16 protein-coding genes are annotated in these 16,773 nt (G+C 69.5%); 10 read left to right on the top strand and 6 right to left on the bottom strand.

Features of this window, described 5'->3' with window-relative positions:
* The 6 genes from M6444_RS21380 to cobT all read left to right on the top strand — a co-directional run.
* Positions 1 to 505, top strand: a 505-nt coding sequence (locus M6444_RS21380) for a CobD/CbiB family cobalamin biosynthesis protein (protein ID WP_298332127.1), incomplete at its 5' end; no start/stop codon positions are given.
* On the top strand, positions 502 to 1,908 hold the full coding sequence (locus tag M6444_RS21385) for a cobyric acid synthase (protein WP_298332130.1): 1,407 nt from the start codon (positions 502 to 504) through the stop codon (positions 1,906 to 1,908). The genes M6444_RS21380 and M6444_RS21385, both read left to right, overlap by 4 nt.
* A complete protein-coding gene (gene cobO / locus M6444_RS21390) occupies positions 1,905 to 2,477 on the top strand; it encodes a cob(I)yrinic acid a,c-diamide adenosyltransferase (protein ID WP_298332133.1) in 573 nt (190 codons plus the stop codon). The genes M6444_RS21385 and cobO overlap by 4 nt, the downstream gene beginning before the upstream one ends.
* A complete protein-coding gene (locus tag M6444_RS21395) occupies positions 2,477 to 3,238 on the top strand; it encodes an adenosylcobinamide-GDP ribazoletransferase (protein ID WP_298332136.1) in 762 nt (253 codons plus the stop codon). Before cobO ends, M6444_RS21395 begins: the two co-directional genes overlap by 1 nt.
* Before the next feature lie 13 nt (positions 3,239 to 3,251).
* On the top strand, positions 3,252 to 4,874 hold the full coding sequence (gene cobC / locus M6444_RS21400; RefSeq protein ID WP_298332138.1) for an Rv2231c family pyridoxal phosphate-dependent protein CobC: 1,623 nt from the start codon (positions 3,252 to 3,254) through the stop codon (positions 4,872 to 4,874).
* A 6-nt stretch (positions 4,875 to 4,880) separates the two neighbouring features.
* The gene (gene cobT, locus M6444_RS21405; RefSeq protein WP_298332141.1) at positions 4,881 to 5,933 is read left to right on the top strand and encodes a nicotinate-nucleotide--dimethylbenzimidazole phosphoribosyltransferase; all 1,053 of its coding nucleotides are present in this window, start codon (positions 4,881 to 4,883) and stop codon (positions 5,931 to 5,933) included.
* A 31-nt stretch (positions 5,934 to 5,964) separates the two neighbouring features.
* Here the strand turns inward: cobT and M6444_RS21410 are convergent, their stop codons facing one another.
* Complete coding sequence (locus M6444_RS21410; protein WP_298332144.1) at positions 5,965 to 6,687, bottom strand: hypothetical protein; 723 nt, start codon at positions 6,685 to 6,687, stop codon at positions 5,965 to 5,967.
* A gap of 278 nt (positions 6,688 to 6,965) precedes the next feature.
* Between M6444_RS21410 and M6444_RS21415 the strand changes: the two genes are divergently transcribed.
* A complete protein-coding gene (locus M6444_RS21415) occupies positions 6,966 to 7,490 on the top strand; it encodes a peptidylprolyl isomerase (protein ID WP_298332202.1) in 525 nt (174 codons plus the stop codon).
* Positions 7,491 to 7,509: 19 nt separating this feature from the next.
* Positions 7,510 to 8,436: a rhomboid family intramembrane serine protease gene (locus tag M6444_RS21420; protein WP_298332147.1), complete on the top strand. Its 927-nt coding sequence runs from the start codon at positions 7,510 to 7,512 to the stop codon at positions 8,434 to 8,436.
* Between the two features lie 233 nt (positions 8,437 to 8,669).
* Here the strand turns inward: M6444_RS21420 and M6444_RS21425 are convergent, their stop codons facing one another.
* The gene (locus M6444_RS21425) at positions 8,670 to 8,924 is read right to left on the bottom strand and encodes a cell division protein CrgA (protein ID WP_298332149.1); all 255 of its coding nucleotides are present in this window, start codon (positions 8,922 to 8,924) and stop codon (positions 8,670 to 8,672) included.
* Positions 8,925 to 9,037: 113 nt separating this feature from the next.
* On the opposite strand from M6444_RS21425, the gene M6444_RS21430 reads away from it, so the two are divergent.
* Both M6444_RS21430 and M6444_RS21435 read left to right on the top strand, forming a co-directional pair.
* The gene (locus M6444_RS21430) at positions 9,038 to 9,772 is read left to right on the top strand and encodes a DUF881 domain-containing protein (RefSeq protein ID WP_298332152.1); all 735 of its coding nucleotides are present in this window, start codon (positions 9,038 to 9,040) and stop codon (positions 9,770 to 9,772) included.
* Positions 9,769 to 10,413, top strand: coding sequence for an aminodeoxychorismate/anthranilate synthase component II (locus M6444_RS21435; protein ID WP_298332155.1), 645 nt, complete (start codon positions 9,769 to 9,771; stop codon positions 10,411 to 10,413). Before M6444_RS21430 ends, M6444_RS21435 begins: the two co-directional genes overlap by 4 nt.
* Before the next feature lie 63 nt (positions 10,414 to 10,476).
* On the opposite strand, the gene pknB is transcribed toward M6444_RS21435, so the two are convergent.
* The 4 genes from pknB to M6444_RS21455 all read right to left on the bottom strand — a co-directional run bounded on the left by pknB (position 10,477) and on the right by M6444_RS21455 (position 16,769).
* Positions 10,477 to 12,351 (bottom strand): Stk1 family PASTA domain-containing Ser/Thr kinase, encoded by a 1,875-nt coding sequence (gene pknB, locus M6444_RS21440; protein ID WP_298332158.1) that lies wholly within the window; start codon positions 12,349 to 12,351, stop codon positions 10,477 to 10,479.
* A 100-nt stretch (positions 12,352 to 12,451) separates the two neighbouring features.
* Complete coding sequence (locus M6444_RS21445; protein ID WP_298332160.1) at positions 12,452 to 13,918, bottom strand: penicillin-binding protein 2; 1,467 nt, start codon at positions 13,916 to 13,918, stop codon at positions 12,452 to 12,454.
* Positions 13,915 to 15,309 (bottom strand): FtsW/RodA/SpoVE family cell cycle protein, encoded by a 1,395-nt coding sequence (locus M6444_RS21450; protein ID WP_298332163.1) that lies wholly within the window; start codon positions 15,307 to 15,309, stop codon positions 13,915 to 13,917. The genes M6444_RS21445 and M6444_RS21450 overlap by 4 nt, the downstream gene beginning before the upstream one ends.
* The gene (locus M6444_RS21455) at positions 15,306 to 16,769 is read right to left on the bottom strand and encodes a PP2C family serine/threonine-protein phosphatase (RefSeq protein WP_298332166.1); all 1,464 of its coding nucleotides are present in this window, start codon (positions 16,767 to 16,769) and stop codon (positions 15,306 to 15,308) included. Before M6444_RS21455 ends, M6444_RS21450 begins: the two co-directional genes overlap by 4 nt.
* Positions 16,770 to 16,773: the final 4 nt, after the last annotated feature.

Genomic DNA, 16,773 nt, shown 5'->3' on the forward strand with positions numbered 1-16,773 from the left:
TCAGGCGGCGATCGAGTCGCTGGGCGAGAACTTGTCCGATTCGGTGATCGCGCCGCTGCTGTGGTTCGGCCTCGGTGGGCTGCCGGCTGCCGCCTTGTACCGGTACGCGAACACCGCGGACGCGGTCTGGGGCTACCGGACACCACGCTGGCGACACGCGGGCATGATCGCAGCGCGCGTCGACGACCTGCTCAATCTCGTCCCTGCCCGGATGACCGGCGTGGGCCTGGCGATGCCGGGCGTGCGGCTGGCCACGCTGCGCCGCGAAGCAGCCAGGACGCCATCGCCGAACGCAGGCTGGCCGATGGCGGCGCTGGCGTTGCGGTTGGGGGTGCGCCTGGACAAGCCCGGCAGCTACGTCCTGGCCCGTCACCGGCCGTCCCCGACGCCGGCGGACACCGATACAGCGCTGCGGCTCGTTCGACGTCGCGGCGTAGCGCTGGCCGGCGGGATGGCCGTCGTCGCGGCCGTGCGGGCGGCCGTCGGGGCCTGGTGGCGCCGATGACCGCGATCATGATCCAAGGCTGCACCAGTTGGGCGGGCAAGAGCCTGCTGACCACCGCGCTGTGCCGCTGGCTGGCCCGGCAGGGCATGAGCGTCGCGCCGTTCAAGGCGCAGAACATGTCGAACAACGCGCGCGTCGTGGACGGCGGCGAGATCGGCGTCGCCCAGTGGCTACAAGCGCGTGCCGCCGGTGTGAAACCCGACGTTCGGATGAACCCGATTTTGCTCAAACCGGAAGCGGGCGGCAGCCAGGTGGTCCGCCTCGGTCAGGTCGACCACGAGCTGTCGCGCCGTCCGTGGCGGTCGCGGAGCCGGGCGCTGTGGCCCGTCGTCGAGAACGCGCTCGCCGATCTGCTCGACGAGTTCGACGTGGTGGTCATCGAAGGGGCGGGCAGCCCGGCGGAGATCAACCTCGCCGCTGACGACATCGTCAACATGCGGGTGGCCGAACGCGCCGACGCCGCGGTGTTGCTGGCCGTCGACATCGATCGCGGCGGAGCGTTTGCGCACCTGTACGGCACGTGGTCGCTGCTGCCCGAGCGTCAACGGGCCCGGATCGCCGGTTTCGTGCTCAACCGGTTCCGCGGCGATGCCCGGCTGTTGCCGCCGGCGCCGGAGCAGCTCGAGCGGTTGACCGGGGTGCCGACCATCGGCGTCGTGCCGATGCTGCGCCACGATCTGCCCGACGAGGACGGCGCCGCACTGCACGACACGTCGGCGCGGCCCGACGGGCCTACCGTCGCCGTCGTGCGCTACCCAGCGGCCTCCAACCTGGACGAGTTCGTCCCACTCGAGCAGGTGGCCGACGTCCGGTGGGCCCGCGAGCCGGCGGCGCTGCACGGGGCGTCGATGGTGATCCTGCCCGGGTCGAAGCACGTGGCTGCCGACCTCGCCTGGTTGCGGCGAACCGGGCTCGACGACGCGGTGCGCACCGCTGCCGGTGCCGGCGTGTCCGTCCTCGGTGTCTGCGGCGGGCTGCAGCTGCTGGGAACCAGCCTGGACGACCCGCACGGTGTGGACGGCTCCGGGCCTGCGCTCGGGCTCTTGCCGCTGGCCACGACATTCGCGGCGGACAAGATCGTGCGGCAGCGGGGCGCGCGGCTCCCGGCCGGGTTGGCACCACCGTGGCACGGGCTGGCCGGCCTGGACGTCGACGGTTACGAGATCCGGCACGGACGCACCGACGTGCACGGTCACGTGGACGTCGCCACCGCGGACGCGCTGGTGGTCGCGCACGGCAACGTCGCCGGCTGGTACCTGCACGGACTGCTCGAGGACCCGGCGGTCCTGGAGGCGCTGTTCGGCCATCGGCCCCGGCGCACGGCGGACGACACGTACGACCTGCTGGCCGACGCCGTCAGCGAGCACCTCGATACCGATTTCCTTCGACGATTGGTGAAATGATCATGAGTGACGCGCCCCGGACCGAACGCCCGCCCCGGCCGGAACGGGTCAACGTCGCCTCCGTGGTGATGGTCAACACCGGCCACGGCAAGGGCAAGTCCACCGCGGCGTTCGGGGTCGCGATGCGCTCGCTGGCGCGCAAGTGGAACGTCGCCGTCGTGCAGTTCATCAAGTCCGGCAAGTGGCGAACCGGCGAAGAGGCGATCCTGCGCGAGCTCGGCGCGGACTGGTGGACGCTCGGCGACGGGTTCTCGTGGGAGTCCAAAGACATCGACGAGTCGCAAGCCCGCGCCGTCGAGGCGTGGCGGCACACCCGGAACCTCCTGGCTAACGGTGAGCACCAGTTCGTCTTGCTTGACGAGATCACCTACCCGATGAACTGGGGCTGGATCGACACCGACGAGGTCGTGGACGCGATCCGCGGCCGGGTCGAGACCGTCAACGTCATGTGTACCGGCCGGGACGCCCCAGCGGCGTTGGTCGATCTGGCCGACACCGTCACCGAGATGCGCAAGGTGTCCCACGCCTACGACCGCGGCATCTTCGCCCGTCGCGGCATCGACTACTGATGTCGGCGGTTCGCGGGCTGCGTGCGGCCATCGGGTTCCTCACGCGCATCCCGGTGGGACGTATCGATCCACCGGATGCCGGCCTTTCCCGGTCCACCATGTGGTACCCGCTGGTCGGCGCGATCGTGGCAGCGGTGGGCGTCGCCACGTGGTGGGTCGGCACGACGACGCTGGGCCCCGCCGCTGGCGCCGTGCTGAGCGTCGTGGCGACGGTGTTGGTCACCGGCGCCTTCCACGAGGACGGGTTGGCCGACACCGCGGACGGGTTGTGGGGCGGCGCGACCGTCGACCGGCGGCTCGAGATCATGCGCGACAGCCGGATGGGCACTTACGGCATCGTCGCCCTGGTCAGTGACCTCCTCCTGCGCGTGGCGATCCTGCTCGGCTTCGGTGCCGGCGACCTGGCCGACGTGGCTCGGGTGCTCGTGGCCGGTCACGTCGTGGGCCGGGCGTCGCCGTTGGTGCTCGAACTCGCGCTGCCGCAAGTCCGGCCGGACAGCAAGAGCGCGCACCTGTACCCGGTGGGACCGGCCGGCATGGCCGTGGCCAACGGCACCGTCGGCGTGGCGGTCGTCGCGTGTACCGGCTGGTGGGCGCCGGTGGTGCTCGCCGCCGCCGTTGTCCCGGTGCTCGCGGTCCGCGGGGTGGCCAAGCGTCGGATCGGTGGGATCACCGGCGACATGTTCGGCGCCGGGGTGGCACTGACCAACCTGACGGTGACCGCCGTCGTCGCCGGCCTCGCCCGGGAAGGGTTGCTGTGACCGAGGAGAACACATGGGACGCCTGAGCGTGCTGGTCGGTGGACAGAAGTCCGGGAAGTCGGGGCTGGCCGTCCGGCGCGCGAGCGCGAGTGGACGGCCCGTGGTCGTGGTGGCCCCGGCCGTCGTGCGCGACGACGAGTTCGCCGCCCGGGTACGGCGCCACCGTGCCGACCGTCCGGCCGATTGGCGCACCATCGAGTCGTTCGACCTGGCTGCCGCCGTGAGCGAGGCCGGGCCGGGCGCGTTCGTGCTGGTGGACGCGCTCGACACGTGGTTGGTCGAGTCGTTGGAGGAGACGGGTTTCGTCGTCGGCGACGATGCCCCGGACCCGGGCCGCCGCGACGACGCCGAGAAGGCGATCCTGACTCGGCTACGGGAGTTCATCACCGCGGTGGTCGACGGCGACCGCGATGTCTTGATCATCGCCGGCCAGCCTGGTCTCGGTCCCCACGTGATGGGTGCCGGAGCGCGGGCCTATGTGGATCTGCACGGCCTGTGCTTGCAAGAGCTGTCCGCGGTCGCCGACGAGGTCCTGCTGGTGGTGGCCGGGCGGACGGTTCGGCTGGAGCCTGATGCCGTCGAGCGGGCGGTCGAGCCCTCCGACGCGTCGCCGAACGACACCGCGTCGTTCCCCGAGCTGCGCGAGCACGGCGACACCCAGGTACCCGACGGCGTGGTCGACCTGGCGGTGAATGTGCTCCCCGGGCCGCCGACGTGGCTGGCCGAGCGTCTGGCCGCCGCGGCCGCCGACCTTGCCGCCTACCCCGACGACACCGCCGCACGGGCCGCCGCAGCCGCACGGCATGGCCGCCCGCCCGAGCAGTGCCTCACCGTGAACGGCGCCGCTGAAGCGTTCTGGCTGATCGCGCAGGTCCTACGGCCCCGGCTCGCGGCCTGCGTGCATCCCTCGTTCACCGAACCGGAAGCGGCCTTGCGAGCCGCGGACGTGCCGGTCACGCGGGTCTTCCGGTCGCCGGAGCGCGACTGGGCGCTCGACCCGGCCGCGATCCCTGACGCCGCCGACCTGGTGGTACTGGGACGCCCGGACAACCCGACCGGTGTGCTGGACCCGTTGAGTGTGATCGAACGCCTCGCCCGCCCGGGGCGCGTCGTCGTGGTGGACGAGGCGTTCACCGAATTCCTCGCCGACGCCGACGGCGTGGCCGGGCGAGCGGACCTACCCGGCGTGGTCTCGGTGCGCAGCCTGACGAAAGTCTGGGGGCTGGCCGGGCTGCGAGTCGGCTACGTCATCGGCCCAGCCCCCTTGATCGGACGGCTCGCGGCAGCGCGTCAACCCTGGAGCTCCAACGCGTTGGCGCTGCTCGCCACCGAAGCTCTCGCTGGCGCCGAAACCGAGCGACGCACGCGAGCCGACACCGTCGCCGGACTACGGGCGGAATTCGTCGCCGGGTTGCGTCGGATACCGGACCTCACGGTCTGGGACAGCGCCGCGAACTTCGTCTTGGTCCGCGGGCCCCAACCGGGCTTGCGGGCGCGGCTGCTCGACCACGGCCTCGCCGCCCGGCGGGCGGACACCTTTCCCGGACTGGACGACCGCGCGATCCGACTCGCCGTACGTGACCGCGAGACCAACGCGCTCGTCGTCACGGCCCTGACCACGATCACCCGGAAGTAGGCACTGATGACCGAAGTCCTGACCGTCGACGAACTCGTCAAGGCCGTAGCCGACGTCGAGCCGGCAGCGGCCGAGGCAGCCCGGGCGCGGCACCGGTCGCTGGCGAAGCCGTCGGGCAGCCTGGGGCGACTCGAGGAGCTGGGTGCGCGGCTGGCCGCGATGAGTGCCCAGTGCCCGCCTCCGGTTCCTGCGTCGCCGGCCGTCGTCGTCGCGGCCGGTGACCACGGCGTGCATGCCGAGGGGATCTCGGACTGGCCGCAGAGCGTCACCGAGGCGATGGTGTCGACGATCGCCTCGGGCGGCGCCGCGGTGAACGCCATCGCTCGCTCCGTGGGTGCCGACGTGACCATCGTCGACGTCGGAACCGTGCGCGCGGGGACGTGCCCGCCTGGGGTCCGCGATCTCCGCGTCCGGCGCGGTACCCGCGACATCATGATCGAGCCGGCGATGACCGTGGACGAATGCGCCGCCGCGATGGCCGCGGGCGCCGCAACGGCGACCGAACTGATCGCGAACGGTACCGACCTCCTGGTCACCGGCGAGGTGGGCATCGGCAACACCACGGCGACGGCGTGTCTGCTCAGCGCGTTCACCGGAGCCGACCCGGCCGCGGTGACCGGCCATGGCGCCAACGCCGACGACTCGCGTACCCCGCGCAAGCTCGACGTCGTCCGTACCGCGCTGCATCGGCATGGACCCGACCGGGATCCGTTGCGGACACTGGCCTCGCTGGGCGGATTGGAGCATGCGGCGCTGGCCGGAACGGTGCTCGCGGCCGCGGCCGCGCGGGTGCCGGTGGTGGCCGACGGTGTGGTGTCGGGCGCGGCCGTGCTGGCCGCCATCGAACTGTGCCCCGCGGCGGCCGGTTACGTCATCGCCGGGCACACCTCCGCGGAACGAGGCGGCACAACCCTCGGCGACCGGCTCGATCATCCGGCCTTGATCGAGCTCGGTCTGCGGCTCGGCGAAGGAACCGGAGCGTTGCTGGCCGTGCCGGTGGTTCAGGCGGCAGCGGCGGTGTTGGCCGACATGGTCACGCTGGAGGCCGTGGTCGGCTGACGCGGCGACGACCAAGCGCGACCAGGACGGATCACTTGTGCCCGTCGTCCAGGGTGGCCTGGTTCGTGGCGGCCGGCGCTGACTTCTTGGCGGTGGACCGCTTCGACGTGGTCTTCTTGGTGGCGCGCTGAGCCGACTTCTCGACCGGGCCGGCAGCGTCGTCGGCCTGCGCCGTGTCGTTGCTCGCGGACTCCTTGGCAGCAGACGTGGCCGACGAGGTCGAGGAAGCCGTGGTGTCGTCACCGCCGGTTGACTTCGAGTCGCTGTCGGCTTGGTCGCTCGGCTTGTCGCCCGCCTCGTCGCTCTCGGAACGTTCGGCCTGGGAACTTTCCGACTCCGCATGCTCGGTCTCGGGCGCCGGTGCCGGAGCCCACGGCCCGGCCGTCGGGTCGTAGGTGGTCCATTGGTCGGACTGGCTGCGACGGCGAAGGATGGCGGCCACGGCGGCTCCACCTGCGGCGAAGCCTCCAAGCACCAAAGCGAACTTACGGCGACGACTCTTCTTGCGCTGTTTCTCGGCCTGCCGGGCGATCTCGGCCGAGCGGTCGGACAGATCGTGCGCCCGTTCGGACAGCCGATCAGCAGCGTCGGCGACCGTGTCGGCGACCCGCGGGACGACGTCGTTCAGGAACGTATCGCGTGCCTGCGAAGCCGCGGGGCCGACTCGCTCCCGCGCAGACTGCACAGCAGGCGTGACCCGTTCGACAGCGGACTCCATGACCGGTGTGATGCGCTCGCGGGCGGTACCCACCATGGGCGACGCGGCGTCCTTGGCTCGTTTCCCGTACTGTTTTGCCGCTGACCGCGCCTGGTCGGCCACCGCGGCCGCACGGTCTTTCGCCTCATCGGAACGGCTGCTTCGCTGCATCTTCAACAGTTTGGTCACTGCTGGGCCTCCTCAATCACGTGTCGCAGGGCCCGGAGTCCCCGTCCATCCTTGCCGATCATGCCTTGTCACGACCGTATGCTGACGCACGGCCCGCCGTGGGAGGATGGACCGAATCGAGTTCATACGACGTGAAAGGCTTACCCGTGGCCGAGCAGCTTCATGCCACCCTGCATACCAACCACGGTGACATCACCGTTCAACTGTTCCCCCATCATGCTCCGAAGACGGTGCGCAACTTCGTCGAGCTTGCCAAGGGCGAGCGCGAATGGGTGCACCCCGAGACCGGTCAGAAGACCACTGACAAACTCTACGACGGAACGATCATGCACCGCATCATCTCCGGGTTCATGATCCAAGGCGGCGACCCGCTGGGCCTCGGAACCGGCGGGCCGGGCTACGACTTCGCCGACGAGTTCCACCCGGAACTGGTCTTCGACCGGCCCTACCTGCTTGCCATGGCCAACGCAGGCCCGAACACCAATGGTTCGCAGTTCTTCATCACCGTTGGTCCGCAGCCGCATCTCAACCGCAAGCACACGATCTTCGGCGAGGTCGCCGACGCATCGAGCCGGCAGGTCGTCGACGCCATCTCGAACGTGCCCACCGGCAGGATGGACCGGCCGATCGACGACGTCGTCATCGAGTCGGTCGACATCACCGAGTCCTGAGCCGGGGACCGACCGAGTCATGACCGGATCTGCGGGCTCGCCCAATGGGCCTCCCGGCGCTGGCGGAACCGTCCCGACCTGCTACCGCCATGCAGGGCGCGAGACCTACATCCGCTGTTCGCGGTGCGAGCGCTACATCTGCCCGGACTGCATGACGGCGGCACCGGTGGGCTTTCATTGCCCGGAATGCGTCGCTCAGGGCAACAAGTCCGTGCGACAGGGCAAGACGGTCCTCGGTGGCGCCGTACGCGAGCGCGGCGACGTCGTCACCAAGACGCTCATCGGTATCAACGTCGTCGTCTGGTTGTTCGGTCTCGTCATCGGGACCAACGGGCCGCTCGCCCGCGATCTGGCTCTCGCGTCCCAGGGCATCATCAACTGGACCGAGGTCACCGCACGGTTCGGGCTGGTCCTGGGTAGCCAGCAGGATCTCTATTCCATCGGCATCGCCGACGGTGAGTGGTACCGACTGCTCACCGTCGCGTTCGTCCACGAAGAGATCTGGCACATCGGCATGAACATGCTCGCACTGTGGATCCTGGGCAGCGCGCTCGAGCCGGTGCTCGGGCGGTGGCGATTCATCTCGCTGTACCTGATCTCGGCGCTGGGCGGGTCGGCGGCCTCGCTGTCCGCGGCGTCTCCGTACTTCGTCTCGGTGGGCGCCTCCGGCGCCGTGTTCGGCCTGATGGGCGCGTTGTTCGTGATCATGCGCAAGCTCGGCCGCCAGACCGGCGCCGTCGTGGCGATCCTGGGGATCAACGTCGTCTTCGGGTTCATGGTCCAGGGCATCGACTGGCGTGCGCATCTCGGCGGGCTGGCGATGGGCAGTCTGCTGGCCGCCGTGTTCGCCTATGTGCCCCGTCAGTACCGGCTGCCGGCTTCGATCGCCGCTTGCGTCATCGGTGTGGCCGCAGCTCTGGCCGTGGTCGTGGTGCAGATCGCCTAGATCACCAACGTCGAAGCGCTGTGAGATCGCGTGCCTGGAACGGCGCGATCCACAGCGCTTCGACGTCTCCTGCTCCTGAGCGCCTGTCCCGCAAGTGTCCACACCCGCCAACGGAAGTTATCCACAGGCGTATCCCCAGGTGGGGATGAATTACAAGCGTGTAATCACAGGTGTGCAATACCTTGTGGACAGCGGCAGCTTCCCAGGTCAGGCTGTGTGGAAGGTGCTCTGCGCTACTTCCACTTGGTGGCGGTCATGAAGCCGCCCACGATCAGCCCCATACCGATCAACAGGTTCCAGCCGCCGAGATCGCGGATGAGCGGAAGGTCCTCACCCACCAGGTAATACGCCACGATCCAGATGAGGCCGACGAGGAGTAAAGTGACCATGGTGGGGGCAACCCACGGGCTGGAAGCCAACGGGTCCTTGCCCTCGCCCCGGTCCGGCGGTGTGTAGTCGTCCTTGCGACGGCTGCGAGACTTGGGCACGAGTTCCGTCCTCTCAATCTTGACGGTTGTCAGGTCAACGGTGTGTTCGGCTAGCGTAGTCGTCAGTGCAGGCGCCCGCCCACACCGCGATGGCCTCGACGTGACGCCAGGAGGTGGCCGCCATCGACCAGCAGCCCGGCCCGGGCCGCGGATGGAAGCTCGCGGCCCCGGTGGCGCTTGCCCTCTGCGGCACCCTGTTGGTCATCAGCGCCAAGGCCGCCGAGGGCGATGACCTGCGTGGTAGCGACATCCTGGACTTCTCCGACCTGGTCCGCACCGAGGAACAACGGGTCCGCGAGCTCGAAGATCGGGTCGCGGACCTGACCGCCGAAATCGAGAAGCTCGCCGCGGCGGCCGAGAGTAGCCAAACGGCCGAGGTCAACGAACGTACCGAAGCCCTCATGACCCATGCTGGTCTCACTCCGGTGGCCGGGCCTGGCTTGACCGTGACGCTGGACGACGCGAAGAACGTGCCGAAGGCCGATGGGAACTCCGACGAGGTCAACGTCGAGGACTACATCGTGCATCAGCAAGACCTCGAGGGCGTCGTCAACGCGCTGTGGGCCGGCGGAGCCGAGGCGATCACCGTCATGGATCAGCGGTTGTCGATGAACAGCATCATCCGCTGCCAAGGCTCGGTGCTGGTCCTGCATGGCCGGACCTACTACCCGCCGTACACCATCACCGCCATCGGCGACCGCGAGGCGATGCGCAAAGCATTGAACGACTCGCCCGCTGTGGACGAGTACCGTGCGTGGGCCGACCTCGTGGGGCTGACCTACGACGTCAGCGACGAAGGCACGGTCACCATGCCGGCCTACTCGCTCGGAGGGAGCACCACTTCGTGACGCCACGCATCCTGGTCGTGGACAACTACGACAGCTTCGTCTTCAACCTCGTGCAGTACTTGGCGCAGCTCGGCGCTGAGTGCGAAGTGCGCCGCAATGACGACATCGGCAGCGTCGACGGCTATGACGGCATCCTCTTGTCGCCCGGCCCCGGCACCCCCGAGAACGCCGGCGGCTGCGTCGATCTGGTTCACCAGGCGGCTGGACGAATCCCGCTGTTCGGCGTGTGCTTGGGCCTGCAGGCCATCGCCGTCGCCTACGGCGCCACCGTCGAACGCGCACCGGAGCTCCTGCACGGCAAGACCAGCGCGGTCCACCACGACGGCGCGGGGGTCCTGGCCGGGCTGAATTCGCCGTTCACGGCGACGCGATACCACTCGCTGGCCGTCGATCCGGCGAGCGTGCCGGCCGAGCTCGCGGTCACGGCCCGCACCGAGGGCGGCGTGGTCATGGCACTGCGCCATCGTGATCTCGCGGTCGAGGGTGTGCAGTTCCACCCCGAATCGGTGCTGACCGAAGGCGGGCACCGGATGCTCGGTCAGTGGCTGGCGATCTGCGGCGACCCCGACGCGGTGGAGCGGTCGGCGGGCCTGGCGCCAGTGGTGCACCACGCACCGGCACCCAGCCCCGTGCCGTCCTGACCGCTGCTGGTGCAGGGGCCCGACGGTACGAGGCGCTCGGCGAGAGGATCGGCTCGCCGGTGATCAGCCGGCGCCGATGATCCCGCCCTCCTGGTCGCCGTTCCATTCGTTGCCGGTCTGGTCGCCACCATCGCCGCCGTCCCCACCGGTGTCGCCGGTTTCGTCGCCGCCGTCGCCGCCCGTGTCGCCGTTCTCGTCGCCAGAGTCCGTGCCGTCCGTGGGCTCGTCGGTGGGGTTGTCATCGGTGGGTTCGTCGGTCGGCTCGTCAGGCCGCTCGGCGACGCTGATGATGACCGTCTCGCCTTCGTCGACTTCCTCCCCCGGCTCGGGAACCTGCCGGAACACGGTCCCCTCCGGCTGATCGGCAGGTTCGGTGACGACGTCGGGAACGAGACCGAGTCGCTCGAGCTGAGCCTCGGCCTGTTCCTGTGTGGCGCCGATGAGGTCGGGAACCTCGACCGTCTGCGTGCCGTTGGAGTAGACGATGTTGACCGTCGTGCCTGGCGGGACGGCCTCACCACCGGCCGGCTCGGTCTCGAGGACCTCACCCTCCGGTCGATCGCTGTTGCTGGCCGTCTGGTTGCCGACGTTCAGCCCGGCCCCCTCGATCGCGTCCCGGGCCTCCTGTAGCGATGAACCGACGACGGATGGGACGGCGACGTCGTCGGGCGGCACGCCGACGAAGATCGTCACCGGGGTCTGCTCGTCGACCCTGGTCGACGGTGGCGGGTCCTGCTTGACGACCGTGCCGACCTGGTCCTCGTCATCCGTCGGCTGCGACTGCGCTCGCACTTCGAGGTTTTCGTCCGCCAGCCGGGCCTCGGCCTGCTCCTGCGTCATGCCGACCAGGTTCGGCACCGTCGCCTGCGCCGTCCCGCCGGACTGAAAGACCAGATAGCCGATCAGCCCCGCGATGGCCAGAACCGCGAGCGACCCGAGCGCGACCGCCCACCAACTGAAGCCACGGGGCTCGTCTTCGTCGTCCTCATCGGGCAGCGGAGTGTCGTCGTCCAGCGGCAGCGCCTCGGTTTCCGAGGCCGGTGGCGCGTGGGCGATCAGCTGCGTGGCCGCCGATGTGTCGGCCGCGGCCGCCACCGGCAGACCGGCCGCGGCGCGTTCGAGGTCGGTGCGCATGTCGTACGCACTCTGATACCGCTCGAGCCGGTCCTTGGCCAGCGACTTCATCACGATCGCGTCGAGGTCCGGCGGGATGGTGGGGTCGAGCGCCGACGGCGGCGTCGGCATCTCGCGTACGTGCGACACCGCGACGGAGACCAGGGACTCGCCCACGAACGGTGGCCGCCCGGTCAGCAGCTCGTACAGCACGCAGCCGCTGGCGTAGAGGTCGCTGCGGGCATCGGCGTGCTCGCCGCGGGCCTGCTCCGGCGAGATGTACTGCGCGGTTCCGACGACGGCGGAGGTCTGTGTCAGCGCCATCCCGGTGTCGGCGAGCGAACGGGCGATGCCGAAGTCCATGACCTTGACTTCGCCGGTCGTGGTGACCATGACGTTGCCCGGCTTGATGTCGCGGTGGACGATGCCGGCCCGGTGGCTGTACTCCAGGGCATCGAGCACGGCGATGAGCACCTCGATGGAGCGTTCCGGGGTGAAGCGCACCCGCTCCTGGATCATCTCGCGCAGCGTCTGGCCCTCGACGTACTCCATGACGATGTACGGGATGCGGTTGCCGTCGATGTAGTCCTCGCCGGTGTCGTACACCGCCACGATCGTCCGGTGGTTCAACGACGCGGCGGACTGAGCCTCCCGGCGGAAGCGGGCCTGGAACGTGGCGTCGGCGGCATGGTCGACCCGCAGCATCTTGAGCGCCACGGTGCGGCCCAATCGGGTATCGCGCCCGCGCCGGACCTCGGCCATGCCGCCACGGCCGATGACCTCGCCCAGCTCGTAGCGATCTCCGAGGAGTCGCGGCTCGTTCATTCTGCGGCCCTTTCTCGTCTCGACCTCGCGCACGCGAACCGTACCGGTATCGGCATGCCCGGTGTTGCTCTTGACCGAACAGTGGAGGTGTGCAGGGTGGTCATGACCCGAGTACCGCCTCCATCACAGCGCGGGCGATCGGTGCGGCCAGCGCGCCGCCGCCGATGTCGCCGCGGGCCGTGTCGGGAGCTTCTTCGATGACGACGGCGACGGCCACCTTGGGCTCGTCGGCCGGCGCGAACGAGGTGAACCAGGCGTACGGCGGGTCGTCTCGTCCGGTCTGCGCCGTGCCGGTCTTGCCCGCGACCTCGATGCCATCGATCTGGGCATTCGAACCGGTGCCGTCTTCCACGACCCCGACCATCATCTCGGTCAGCTGTTCGGCCGTCTCCTTGGACACTGCCTGGGAGCGCTCTTCGGGTTCGGTCTGTTCGATGGCGCTGACCAGGTCGGGACCGCGGACCTCGCGGACCAGGTAGGGCTCCATCAGCACGCCGTCGTTGGCGATGGCCGCGGAGACCATGGCGATCTGCAGCGGTGTGGCGGCGACCTCGAACTGGCCGATGGCCGAGTACGCGGTCTGCGGCTCGTCGGCTTCGTCGGGGAAGACGCTCGTGGCGGCGTTCATGTCGTCGTTGGTCAGCGGCTGGGTGTTGAAGCCGAAACGTTCGGCCTGCTCGCGTAGCGCGTCGTCGCCGAGTTCGTTGCCGAGGTAGGCGAAAGCCGTGTTGCACGAGATCCGCAGCGCCTCGATCAGGTTGGTCGTGCCGCCGGGGCCGCACTCGCCGTCGAAGTAGTTGCCCAGCGTGTTGTCGGTGAGCGGCAGGTCGTACTCGGCCGGGCCGGGGATGTCGGTCTCGGGCTCGATCTCCCCGGACTCCAGCGCTGCCGCGGCGGTGACCAGCTTGAACACCGAGCCCGGTGGCAGCCGCTGGGCGAGGGCTCGATTCAGCGCCGGCTGGTCCTCGTCGGAGTCGAGCGACTCCTTGGCGGCGGTCTGCTCCTCGATGTCATGGCTGGCCATCGCATTGGGATCGAACGATGGCCGGTTCGCCGCGGCGAGGATGGCCCCGGTCTCGACGTCCAAGGCGACGACGGCACCCTTGTAACCTTCGAGGCCTTCCCAGGCGGCTTCCTGTGCGGCTGGGTCGATGGTGAGCTTGACCGCGCCGCCCTTCGGGTCCTCGCCGGTGACGAGGTCGATCAACCGGCGGACGAACAGGCGGTCGTCGTCGCCGGAGAGGATGTCGTTCTGGGCCCGCTCCAACGCGGTGCGGCCGTAGAAGTACGAGTAGTAGCCGGTCAACGGCGCGTACATGGCCGGGTACGGGTACTCACGCAGGAACGCGTACTCGCTGTCCACGGGGACCGACCGGGCGATCGGGGTGTCGTCGGCGAGCAGGATGGGCCCCCGTTCACGGGAGTACTCGTCGAGCAGGACGCGACGGTTCTCAGAGCGAGCGTTCAACTCGTCGGCCCAGAACCCCTGGACGTAGGTCACGTTGACCAGCAGCGCGAAGCACAGCAGGAGGCAGCCGGCGGAGATCCGGCGGATCGGCGAGTTCATCGGATTCTCACCACCTGGGTGACCGCGGTGTCGTCGGACGATGACGACGGCGGCGGCGCCGGGCGGCGGGCAGCGTCGGACAGCCGGATCAGCAACGCGACCAGCACCCAGTTCATGACCAGTGACGAGCCGCCGAGCGACAGGAACGGCGTGGTCAGGCCGGTCAGCGGAATCAGCTTGGTCACACCCCCGAGGACGATGAACACCTGCAGGAAGAACCCGGCCGCCAGTCCTGCCGCCAGCAGCTTGCCGAACGGATCACGCATCAGCAGCGCTGCCCGCAGCCCGCGCGTGGTCAACAGCGAGTAGAGCAGAATCACGGCGATCAGCCCGGCCAGGCCGAGTTCCTCGCCCAGGGCAGCGCCGATGAAGTCGCTCTCGGCGATCGGGATCATGTCGGGCCGGCCCTGGCCGAGCCCGGTGCCGAGCAACCCGCCGTAGGCCAGGCCGTACAACGACTGCGCGATCTGGCCGGTGGGGTCGACGAACGGGTCGAGCCAGGTGTCGACGCGCTGGGAGACGTGACTGACCACCGCGTTGGCGGCGAGGCCACCGGCGCCGATGAGCAGCAGGCCGAGGATGATCCACGAGATCCGCTCGGTCGCCACGTAGATCATCAGCACGAAGATGCCGAACAGCAGCACCGAAGGGCCGAGGTCGTTCTGCACGACCAGGATGCCCAGTCCGGCCAGCCACACCAACACGATGGGCCCGAGATCGCGGGCCCGGGGCAGGTCGATTCCCAGGAATCGCCGCCCGGCCAGCGCGAGCGCATCGCGCTTCTGCACCAGATATGCGGCGAACGCGATGATCAGGATGATCTTCGCGGCCTCACCCGGCTGGAAGGTCATGCCGCCGATGTTGATCCAGATGCGCGCACCCCGGACCGAGTGGCCGATCAACGGGAGCAGCGGGAGGATGAGCAGGATCAGTCCGGTCAAGCCCGCGAGATAGGGCAACCGCGACAGCACGCGATGGTCCGGCACGAAGATGAGCACGGCGACGAACAGGGCAACACCGACAGCCATCCAGGTCAGCTGGATGGTGGCATGCGAGGTTTCGTTCGCGAGGTCCAGCCGGTGGATCATCGCCAGCCCGAGCCCGCACAACGTGACCACGATCGGCAGGATCACCGGATCGGCGTACGGCGCCCGGATCCGGATGATGATGTGCGCGATTCCGGTGGCCACCGCCAGACCGCCCAGATAGGCCAGCGCATCCGGCGGCACCCGGCCGAGCGCACCGAGGTCGACGTTGACGTAGGCGAACGTCGCGATGGTGATGGCGAAGATCAACAGGACGAGTTCGGTGCCCCGACCGCGGCGGGGAACCAGGGCCTCGTCGGCCGGAGGATCGACGCGCGAACGCGCCCGGGCACGGTCCAGACTCATGGCGCACCCGCACAGAGCAGACCTGGGAAGCCGACGTCGTCGCCGAGCCAGCCGCCGGTCCGGCTCGAGTTGTCGTCCGGCGTGTCGTCGGACCCCTCGGCGGTTCGGGGCGTGGTCGAGCTGTCGGCCGGCGGAGAGGTCCGCGGTGACCGCGACGGCGACGGTGTCGGAGTCGGGGTCGGCGTCGGAGTCGGGGTCGGCGTCTGATCGGGAGACAGACGCTCGTGTTCACGGCAAGCTTGCAGGCGCAGCGAGTCCACCTTGGAGCGGGCGTCTTCGAGATTGTCCGCCGTGATGGTTTCGTTCACCTGATCGCGGTAGATGCCAGGCAACGCGTCGACCGGGAGTCCTTCGGGGATCTCGTACAGCTCGGACAGCCGGATCGGGCCGATCTCCTGGCTGACACCCTGATAGATGGCCACTTGGCCGGAGCTGGCGGCGACGTAGTACTGGCTGCGGACCCAGTTGTTGGCGAGATTTAGCGCGGCCCAGCCGATGAGGGCGACCGCGGCGACGATCACCAGAGCGCGCAGCCAGGGGAACCGGCGCGGAGGCTGTGGCGCATAGCGCATGGCCTCGATGTCGTCGGGGTCGATCGGTTTCTCGTCAGCGCCGAGCAGGCCGCGTAGAGCCGCCCCGGGCCCGCGCCGGTGGTGCCGTTCGGGCGCGCCCGGCTCGTTGCTGGCGGCCGCGCCGACGAGGTAGGCCTCGGCGGTGTCGTCCGGGTGGCGCGGCGTGTCGGTCTCGATGATGTCGGCCAGCACCAGGGTGACGTTGTCGGGAGCTCCGCCGGCCAACGCGAGCCGGACCAGTTCGTCGGCGGCGTCGTCGAGCTGGCCGGCTTCCACCAGAGTCTTCTGCAGGGTCTCGTCAGAGACCACGCCGGTGAGCCCGTCACTGCAGACCAGAAGCCGGTCGCCGGGTTCCACCTCGAGCAGGATCAAGTCGGGATCGACCTCGGCCTGGCCTTGCAGCGCCTTGAGGATCAGCGATCGCGCCGGGTGTACCCCGGCTTCTTCGAGCGTGATGCGGCCCTCGTCGACGAGCGACTGCACGAAGGTGTGGTCGTGCGTGAGCTGCCGAAGCTGGCCGTCCCGAAGCAGATAGGCACGGGAGTCACCGATGTGGACCAGGCCGAGCGCGTCGCCGGTCCACAACAGGGCGGTCACCGTCGTGCCCATGCCTTCGCGGCTGGCGTCGTCGACGATGAGCTGGCGGATCCGCGCGTTGGCGGCTTGGATGGCGCCGGTCAGCGCCTCGAGTGGGTCCGAGCCACTGGGGTCGCGCTCGGCCAGGACGAGCTCGTCGATGGCGGCCTGACTGGCTACCTCGCCCGCGGCGTGCCCGCCCATCCCATCAGCGACGGCGAGGAGGTAGGGGCCCGCGTAGCCGGAGTCCTCGTTGCCTTCGCGAACGAGTCCGACGTCAGAGCGCGCGACGTAGCGCAGCATCAGGGGCATCGGT

The organism is Haloactinopolyspora sp., from assembly GCF_027324685.1.
Lineage (GTDB): Bacteria > Actinomycetota > Actinomycetes > Jiangellales > Jiangellaceae > Haloactinopolyspora.

Excerpts from the sequence above, each read along its gene's own strand:
- M6444_RS21385 (WP_298332130.1), top strand. The coding sequence starts at position 502 with ATGACCGCGATCATGATCCAAGGCTGCACCAGTTGGGCGGGCAAGAGC.
- cobO (WP_298332133.1), top strand. The coding sequence starts at position 1,905 with ATGATCATGAGTGACGCGCCCCGGACCGAACGCCCGCCCCGGCCGGAA.
- M6444_RS21395 (WP_298332136.1), top strand. The coding sequence starts at position 2,477 with ATGTCGGCGGTTCGCGGGCTGCGTGCGGCCATCGGGTTCCTCACGCGC.
- cobC (WP_298332138.1), top strand. The coding sequence starts at position 3,252 with ATGGGACGCCTGAGCGTGCTGGTCGGTGGACAGAAGTCCGGGAAGTCG.
- cobT (WP_298332141.1), top strand. The coding sequence starts at position 4,881 with ATGACCGAAGTCCTGACCGTCGACGAACTCGTCAAGGCCGTAGCCGAC.
- M6444_RS21410 (WP_298332144.1), bottom strand. The coding sequence starts at position 6,687 with ATGGTGGGTACCGCCCGCGAGCGCATCACACCGGTCATGGAGTCCGCT.
- M6444_RS21420 (WP_298332147.1), top strand. The coding sequence starts at position 7,510 with ATGACCGGATCTGCGGGCTCGCCCAATGGGCCTCCCGGCGCTGGCGGA.
- pknB (WP_298332158.1), bottom strand. The coding sequence starts at position 12,351 with ATGAACGAGCCGCGACTCCTCGGAGATCGCTACGAGCTGGGCGAGGTC.
- M6444_RS21445 (WP_298332160.1), bottom strand. The coding sequence starts at position 13,918 with ATGAACTCGCCGATCCGCCGGATCTCCGCCGGCTGCCTCCTGCTGTGC.
- M6444_RS21450 (WP_298332163.1), bottom strand. The coding sequence starts at position 15,309 with ATGAGTCTGGACCGTGCCCGGGCGCGTTCGCGCGTCGATCCTCCGGCC.
- M6444_RS21455 (WP_298332166.1), bottom strand. The coding sequence starts at position 16,769 with ATGCCCCTGATGCTGCGCTACGTCGCGCGCTCTGACGTCGGACTCGTT.